The sequence below is a fragment of the Chromobacterium sp. CCUG 76385 genome, from assembly GCF_059916625.1.
Map to the genome: position 1 here is coordinate 72989 of NZ_JAUCGU010000017.1, position 6362 is coordinate 79350.

The following is a 6362-nucleotide window of genomic DNA, read 5'->3' on the forward strand; positions in this document are numbered from 1 at the left end:
GGCTTCATAGACTAGCTTAGATATTCTTTAAGTAACGCATCGGGGTCTGAGAATTCAGATGAATCTTCGAGATCAGCTAAATGATGGCAAATGATTTCGAAATCTTTTTGTGTAATATAAGCATTGAAGTGGTTGAGATGTTTTGATGAAACTGCATTGGCATATGACTCACCAATTGCTTTTAGTACTTCCTGTAGTTGTTCTAGGTCGTCAACTTCTACGTGATAGTCCTGCGACGATAGATAAAGCAATTTGTGATCGGGGCTATATGTTGTTGGTGGACGTCGACAGCCTAGCTCTGGCGAGGCCTCTCGAATTGTTGCAAAGCTTGCTGTAAAGAAATATTTATCCCAATCAAAATCTCTTCCTGGCATTGCTTCGTTCCTGAATGTTAAGAAATTGGATAAGAGTAGGTCGGCGGAACGCCCTGATTCCCTCGCGCCGCTACGCTTGCCGCGCTTGGTCAGGGGTTTCCGCCTGATTCCTGATGATTACAGCTGCTGCTCGATCAGCTTGCGCACTTCCGGGAAGTTCATCACCCCGACGTAGCGCTTGATGATCTTGCCCTGCTTGTCGATCAGGAAAGTGGTGGGCGCCAGCTGGATGTCGCCGAAGGCCTTGGCCGCCTCGCCCTGGGTGTCCAGCGCGACGAAGAACGGCAGTTGGTTCTTGGCGACGAAGCTTTGCACGTAGTTGGGCGGATCGTAGCTCATCGCCACCGCCAGCACGTTCAGCCCCTTGCCGGCGTACTCCTGGTGCAGCTTCTTGATCTCCGGCATTTCCTCTACGCAGCCGGGGCAGCTGGTGGCCCAGAAGTTCACCAGCACCACCTTGCCTTTCAACGCCGAAGTGCTGGTGGTGACGCCCGCCAGCGAGGTCAGTTTCACTTCCGGCGCGGCCTGGCGCGCAAACAGCACGGAGTAGGCGACGCCGGCCACGATCAGCAGCGCCGCCAGGATCAGCAAACCTTTCTTCATCTCGCGTTCCCGCCTTCGTTTCAGGCCGACTGGGCCTGTATCAATTCCAGCGCGTCCTTCAACGGGCCTTCCAGCACCACGGCCTTGCCGGCGCGGGTGTCGAACACCACGAAGGTGACGTCGGCCTGGGCGACCAGGGTGTCGGTGCCGTCGAGCAGCACGCGCTGGTGGATCACCGCGCTGCGGTTGCCTATCGACTTGACGGCGGTTTCGATCAGCAGCATTTCGCCCATGGTGGCCGGGCGCGCGTAGTCGATATTGATGTTGACCACGGCGAGGCCCAGGCCGCTTTGCAGGAATTGCGCCAGCGTGCCGCTGTCCTCGAAGCAGTTCCAGCGCGCTTCTTCCAGGAACTCCAGGTAGCGCGCGTTGTTGACGTGGCCGAACAGGTCCAGATGATAGCCGCGGACCTTGATCCGGGTGTGATGTGCCATGTGTTTCCCCTTTGTTGTGTGTGTGGCGATTAGTCGCCGCGGCCGTCCAGGTCCAGCGGCACGAAGGCTTCGCGTTCCAACGGCTCCGTCGCCAGGTCGGTCAGCACCGAGTGGATTTCCAGCTTGAACCATTGCTGGAACAGGTTCGGGCTGATGTTCTGCGGCCACAGGCTTTGGTCTTCGCACCAGTCGGCCAGTTCAGCCTCGAACAGCTGGCGGTAGCTTTGCAGCACGAAGCCGCGCGCGGCGTCGGCGTCGTCGGCCGGCGGAATCAGCAGCGCGTTGCAGTCGGCGGCCAGCGCCTCCAGCGTCAGCTGCGGGTCGATGGCGCCGGGCAGGCTCTTGAGCCAGGCGAGAAACGGCGCCTGCGGGCGCAACAGCGCGAGGCTGCGGTTGACTTCAAACATGATGCATCCTTGTTCAATGGCTGGACAACAGGTTGTCGCGGGTGAAAACGAACTTCTGGCTGATGCGCAGCGTCGGGTTGCGCGCGGCCAGGGAAGAGGGAAACGGCGCGAACGGCGAGGCCAGTTCGACGATGCGCTGGGCGGCCTGGTCCAGCACCGGCGTGCCGGACGAGCGGCTGACGCGCATGCCATGCAGGCTGCCGTCGGCCGCTATCGTCACCTCCAGCGTCACCGCGCCGTGCAGGCCGAGGCGGCGCGCTTCGTCCGGATAATTCAGATTGCCTATCCGTTCCACTTTCAACCGCCAGTCCGCCTGATAACGCGCCCAGGGGTAGCCGCGCGCGGCTTCGCCCAGATTGTCGCCGGGTTGGCCGCTTTCCTTGCCATTGTCGGCCGCGGCGTTGTCGCCGCTGCGCGACAGCGCGCCCACCTGGGCCAGCAGCGAGCCGGTGCTGACCGTCGCGCTGGGCGGCGTCGATGCCAGCTGGGCCGCGTTGGGCGTCGGGCGGGTGATGGGCGTGAGCGGCGCGGTTTGCTGTTGCGGCGGCGGCGCGGGCGAGGCGGCCGGTTTCGGCGGGTCGCTGCGGCTGATCAGCTGGCGCGGCTCCGCGGTATTGCCGGCGCCCTGGCGGTTGTCTTCCGCGACCCGTTCGGTGACCGGCGCGGCGGGGGCGGGCAGATGCCGTGGCCGCAGGCTGATTTGCAGCGGGCCGGAGGCGGCCGGAGGCGGCGCGGACGGCGCCGCGCCAAACAGGCTCAACAGCGCGACGTGCGCCAGCAGCGACACGCCCACCATCAGCCACAGCGGACGGTTGTTGGGCGCGAGGGGGCGAGAGCAGTGCAGATGGTCAGCCATGTAAAGTTTCCGGACTTTGCCGGAGTGTAGCACGGACGCGCGTGAAAACGCCGCGCGAGGCGCGGCGTCGGGCGGTGTGCGGCGGACGCTTATTTTTCCAGCAGGCTGCGCAGCATCCAGGCGGTTTTCTCGTGGACTTGCAGGCGCTGGGTCAGCAGGTCGGCGCTGGGTTCGTCGCTGGCGCGCTCGACGACTTCGAAGATGCTGCGGGCGGTGCGGCAGATGGTTTCGTGGCCTTCCACCAGCTGGCGGATCATGTCATCTGCCTTGGGCGGCGTGCCGGCGGCTTCCGCGATGGAGGTCAGGCGGGCGTAGTCGGCATAGCTGCCCGGCGCGTAGTGGCCCAGCGCGCGAATGCGCTCGGCGATGGCATCGACCGCCAGCGACAGCTCGTTGTACTGGGTCTCGAACATCAGGTGCAGGGTGTTGAACATCGGCCCGGTGACGTTCCAGTGGAAGTTATGGGTTTTCAGGTACAGGGTGTAGCTGTCGGCCAGCAGACGGGACAGGCCATCTGCGATGTGTTGGCGATCTTGCTCGTTGATACCGATATCCATACTTTTCTCCGGTGTGGCGGCCGTGCAGCCTGGCCGCGTTTTGGTCTACACTCCCCGTTTTTGACAGGAAATGGCGATGAAACCTTGGTTGTCGTGCCAAGCTGGCCGCGTGCGCTTGACGCTGCATGTGCAGCCCGGCGCCAAGAAGACCGAAGCGGCTGGCGAGCATGGCGACTGCCTGAAGATCCGCCTGGCAGCGCCGCCGGTGGACGGCAAGGCCAATGCCGCGCTTCTGGCCTGGTTGGCCGAGCGCTTTGGCGTGGCCAAGCGCGACGTCACTCTGCTATCCGGCGACAAGAACCGGCACAAGGTGGTGGAGATCCAGTGCGATCTCGACGCCGCCGCAGTGCTGGCCTTGTTCGGCCTTCACTGAATGCGGCGGCCCGGCGGCGTTTGCTGGTCTACCCGGCTGTACTCGCCTTCTATGATGTCGCTGTTTCCGGCCGGTCCGGGTCCGGCGCTGGGGCCGGCGCCGGGCGTGCGCAGCTGGATATCCGGTCCTTTCAGCGGCAGCAGCAGCAGGATGGCGGCGATGTCGCTGAGCAGGCCAGGCAGCAGGAACAACAGGCCGGCCAGCGCATAGCGCAGCGGCCACAATAGAGAATACAGCGAGACCTTGTCGCCCTGGCGCATCACGCTGCCCAAGGTCAGCAAGGCGCCGAGTTTCTGGTTGCGCAGCATCCACAGGCCGAGCAGCGAGGACAGCAGCACCAGCAGGAATACCGCGAGTCCGCCGATGTGATCGGCCAGCGCCACCAGCGCGGCGATTTCGGCGAACGGGTAGATCAGCAACAACAAGGGGAGTGCGCGCATCGTGAATTCTTTTCCATCTGGCGAATGTTTAATGGTTGTCTGCAATGTACCCGATTCGCAGCTGGCGGGACAGATTGCGGCAACGCTGGTCAGCGAGCGGTTGGCCGCTTGCGTCAATATTCTGGCGCCTTGCCGTTCGGTATACCGCTGGCAGGGCGCGGTGGAACAGGCGGACGAGGTGCCGCTGTTGATCAAGACCCGCCGCGACGCCTATCCGGCGCTAGAGGCGAGGCTGCTGCAGCTGCACCCGTACGAGGTGCCGGAAATCATCGCCTTGCCTGTCGCATCGGGCTTGCCCGCTTATCTGACATGGGTATCGGACAGCGTGGTTTCAAGGGGCGGAGCGGCTTGATTTCCTGTTGACCTATGACTGTCGATGCAATCGTTTCGTTCCCGCCTGGCCTTGGCGGCTGAAAAAAATCTTTGCGTTAGGCTTGACTGCAATAAAGCGTTTCATTATAGTTGCGGTCTCTCGCTTGGGTCGTTAGCTCAGCTGGTAGAGCAGCGGACTTTTAATCCGTTGGTCGCAGGTTCGAATCCCGCACGACCCACCAGAGAAAACTTGATATAGTGCATTAGCCTGTACCGGACGGGTCGTTAGCTCAGTTGGTAGAGCAGCGGACTCTTAATCCGTAGGTCGAGTGTTCGAGCCACTCACGACCCACCATCCAGACAAGCTTTTTTCTTCAGCCATGCTGATAGATAGCCGGTTCAAGTTCAATTCTGTTGTCAATGCAGTTTAGGATGGGTCGTTAGCTCAGTTGGTAGAGCAGCGGACTCTTAATCCGTAGGTCGAGTGTTCGAGCCACTCACGACCCACCACCATCCCTGCATACCCCCGACACGGCATTACCCCATGGGTCGTTAGCTCAGCTGGTAGAGCAGCGGACTTTTAATCCGTTGGTCGCAGGTTCGAATCCCGCACGACCCACCAAGAATTCACGCGCCAGGCCCGATCTTCTGATCGGGCCTTTTGCTTTTCTGTTTCTCGAGTCGACTTGCTTCTATTGCCTTCATACCGCCTGACCTGCCTTGCGCCAGGGCGATGCGGGAGGCGGCGAATTCCTGCTTTTGATAACAAATAAAAATGGTTATCATTACGTTTTATGCGTCGGCCGGCCTGCATCCGCCAGCGCCTCACTTTCCTTCCCGCCAGCGGCGGGAGGCGATTCAACAGGAAATCCCAGAATGAGCAGCGTAATCGACACCACCCGCACCCAGGATCTGAAAGCCCGCACTCACGCCATCCATGAGCAGCTGGACCAGCGCATCATGGCCAATCAGCCCTTCGCCAACCGCGAGAATTACAGCCGCTTCCTGGAGGCGCAGTATCGTTTCCTGCGCGATGCCGACGCTTTGTATGACAATCCCGAGCTGGCGGCGCTGTTCCCGGACTTGGCCGAGCGCCGCCGCTACCACAGCATCGCCGCCGACCTGGCCGATCTGGGCCGCCCGCTGCCGCAGCTGCAGAATGCGCCGATCAGCGAAACCCTGGACGTCGCCACCGCGATGGGCTGGCTGTATGTGGTGGAAGGCTCCAAGCTGGGCGCCGCCATCCTGTATAAGCTGGCCGGCAAACTCGGATTGGACGAGCGCTTCGGCGCCCGCCACCTGGCCGGTCATCCGGATGGCCGCGCCCGCCACTGGCGCGCTTTCACCGCCGTGCTGGATGGCCTGTGGCTGGATGAGGCGGCGGAGGCCCGCGTCACCGCCGGCGCGGTGGCGGCCTTCGCTTGCATGAATGGCCATCTGGACCAGGTGTACGCTTGAGCCCAAGGCCGCATCCGGCGGTGCGCTGGCTTTACCTGCTAAGCGGCGTCTTGATGGTCGGGCTGGGCGTGATCGGCGCGCTGTTGCCGGTGATGCCTACCACCATTTTCCTGATCCTGGCGTTGGCTTGTTTCAGCAAATCGTCGCCACGGCTGGCGCAGCGGCTGCTGGAGCATCCGCGCTTCGGTCCCGGCCTGCGCCGCTGGCGCGAACAGCGCATCGTGCCCATGCGCGCCAAATGTTTCGCCGCGCTGGGCATGGGGGCCGGATTCGTCGCCTTGTTGCTGGCCAGGCCGCCGCACTGGGTGCCATGGCTGGTGGCGGCGATCGAGCTGTTGGTGCTGCTATATCTGCTGAGCCGGCCGTCGAAGCCTAGGGGCTATTGACGTTTGGTGAGCGGGCGCGCCGGGATGCGTTTTGCGACGAATCGAGGCGTTTCGCGCGCCGCATAGTCATTCTCTGCCAGTGCGAAACAACGAAGAGTCGGCGCGAAAGGCGCCCGGCCCTGCGGGTTTGGCCGCTTTGTGCCGGAAGCCGCGTTGCCCAGC

At 62.4% G+C, this 6362-nt stretch carries 11 protein-coding genes and 4 tRNA genes; 8 read left to right on the top strand and 7 right to left on the bottom strand.

Features of this window, described 5'->3' with window-relative positions:
- Window positions 1-11 precede the first annotated feature (11 nt).
- From QUG01_RS12450 to QUG01_RS12475, 6 genes are all read right to left on the bottom strand, one after another.
- Complete coding sequence (locus QUG01_RS12450; protein ID WP_500830426.1) at window positions 12-374, bottom strand: hypothetical protein; 363 nt, start codon at window positions 372-374, stop codon at window positions 12-14.
- A gap of 117 nt (window positions 375-491) precedes the next feature.
- The gene (locus QUG01_RS12455; RefSeq protein ID WP_500830427.1) at window positions 492-977 is read right to left on the bottom strand and encodes a peroxiredoxin family protein; all 486 of its coding nucleotides are present in this window, start codon (window positions 975-977) and stop codon (window positions 492-494) included.
- A 20-nt stretch (window positions 978-997) separates the two neighbouring features.
- A complete protein-coding gene (locus QUG01_RS12460) occupies window positions 998-1411 on the bottom strand; it encodes an acyl-CoA thioesterase (RefSeq protein ID WP_043624021.1) in 414 nt (137 codons plus the stop codon).
- 29 nt (window positions 1412-1440) lie between these two features.
- A complete protein-coding gene (locus QUG01_RS12465) occupies window positions 1441-1818 on the bottom strand; it encodes a VacJ (RefSeq protein ID WP_500830428.1) in 378 nt (125 codons plus the stop codon).
- A gap of 13 nt (window positions 1819-1831) precedes the next feature.
- Window positions 1832-2674, bottom strand: coding sequence for an energy transducer TonB (locus QUG01_RS12470; RefSeq protein ID WP_500830429.1), 843 nt, complete (start codon window positions 2672-2674; stop codon window positions 1832-1834).
- An 89-nt stretch (window positions 2675-2763) separates the two neighbouring features.
- Window positions 2764-3231, bottom strand: a complete 468-nt coding sequence (locus QUG01_RS12475; RefSeq protein ID WP_199154662.1) for a Dps family protein — start codon at window positions 3229-3231, stop codon at window positions 2764-2766.
- Between the two features lie 76 nt (window positions 3232-3307).
- On the opposite strand from QUG01_RS12475, the gene QUG01_RS12480 reads away from it, so the two are divergent.
- Window positions 3308-3604 (top strand): DUF167 domain-containing protein, encoded by a 297-nt coding sequence (locus QUG01_RS12480; protein WP_500830430.1) that lies wholly within the window; start codon window positions 3308-3310, stop codon window positions 3602-3604.
- Here the strand turns inward: QUG01_RS12480 and QUG01_RS12485 are convergent.
- Window positions 3598-4044, bottom strand: coding sequence for an FxsA family protein (locus QUG01_RS12485; RefSeq protein ID WP_500830431.1), 447 nt, complete (start codon window positions 4042-4044; stop codon window positions 3598-3600). The two genes, QUG01_RS12480 and QUG01_RS12485, sit on opposite strands and share 7 nt — an antisense overlap.
- Before the next feature lie 31 nt (window positions 4045-4075).
- Here QUG01_RS12485 and cutA point away from each other — a divergent pair, with 31 nt between their 5' ends.
- From cutA to QUG01_RS12520, 7 genes are all read left to right on the top strand, one after another.
- Window positions 4076-4396: a divalent-cation tolerance protein CutA gene (gene cutA / locus QUG01_RS12490; RefSeq protein ID WP_500830432.1), complete on the top strand. Its 321-nt coding sequence runs from the start codon at window positions 4076-4078 to the stop codon at window positions 4394-4396.
- Between the two features lie 126 nt (window positions 4397-4522).
- Window positions 4523-4598: transfer RNA gene (locus QUG01_RS12495), tRNA-Lys, on the top strand.
- 37 nt (window positions 4599-4635) lie between these two features.
- Window positions 4636-4711: transfer RNA gene (locus QUG01_RS12500), tRNA-Lys, on the top strand.
- A gap of 79 nt (window positions 4712-4790) precedes the next feature.
- Window positions 4791-4866 (top strand) — tRNA-Lys (locus tag QUG01_RS12505).
- 36 nt (window positions 4867-4902) lie between these two features.
- Window positions 4903-4978 (top strand) — tRNA-Lys (locus QUG01_RS12510).
- Window positions 4979-5232: 254 nt separating this feature from the next.
- Window positions 5233-5814, top strand: a complete 582-nt coding sequence (locus tag QUG01_RS12515) for a biliverdin-producing heme oxygenase (RefSeq protein WP_500830433.1) — start codon at window positions 5233-5235, stop codon at window positions 5812-5814.
- The gene (locus tag QUG01_RS12520; RefSeq protein WP_500830434.1) at window positions 5811-6200 is read left to right on the top strand and encodes a YbaN family protein; all 390 of its coding nucleotides are present in this window, start codon (window positions 5811-5813) and stop codon (window positions 6198-6200) included. The genes QUG01_RS12515 and QUG01_RS12520 overlap by 4 nt, the downstream gene beginning before the upstream one ends.
- Window positions 6201-6362: the final 162 nt, after the last annotated feature.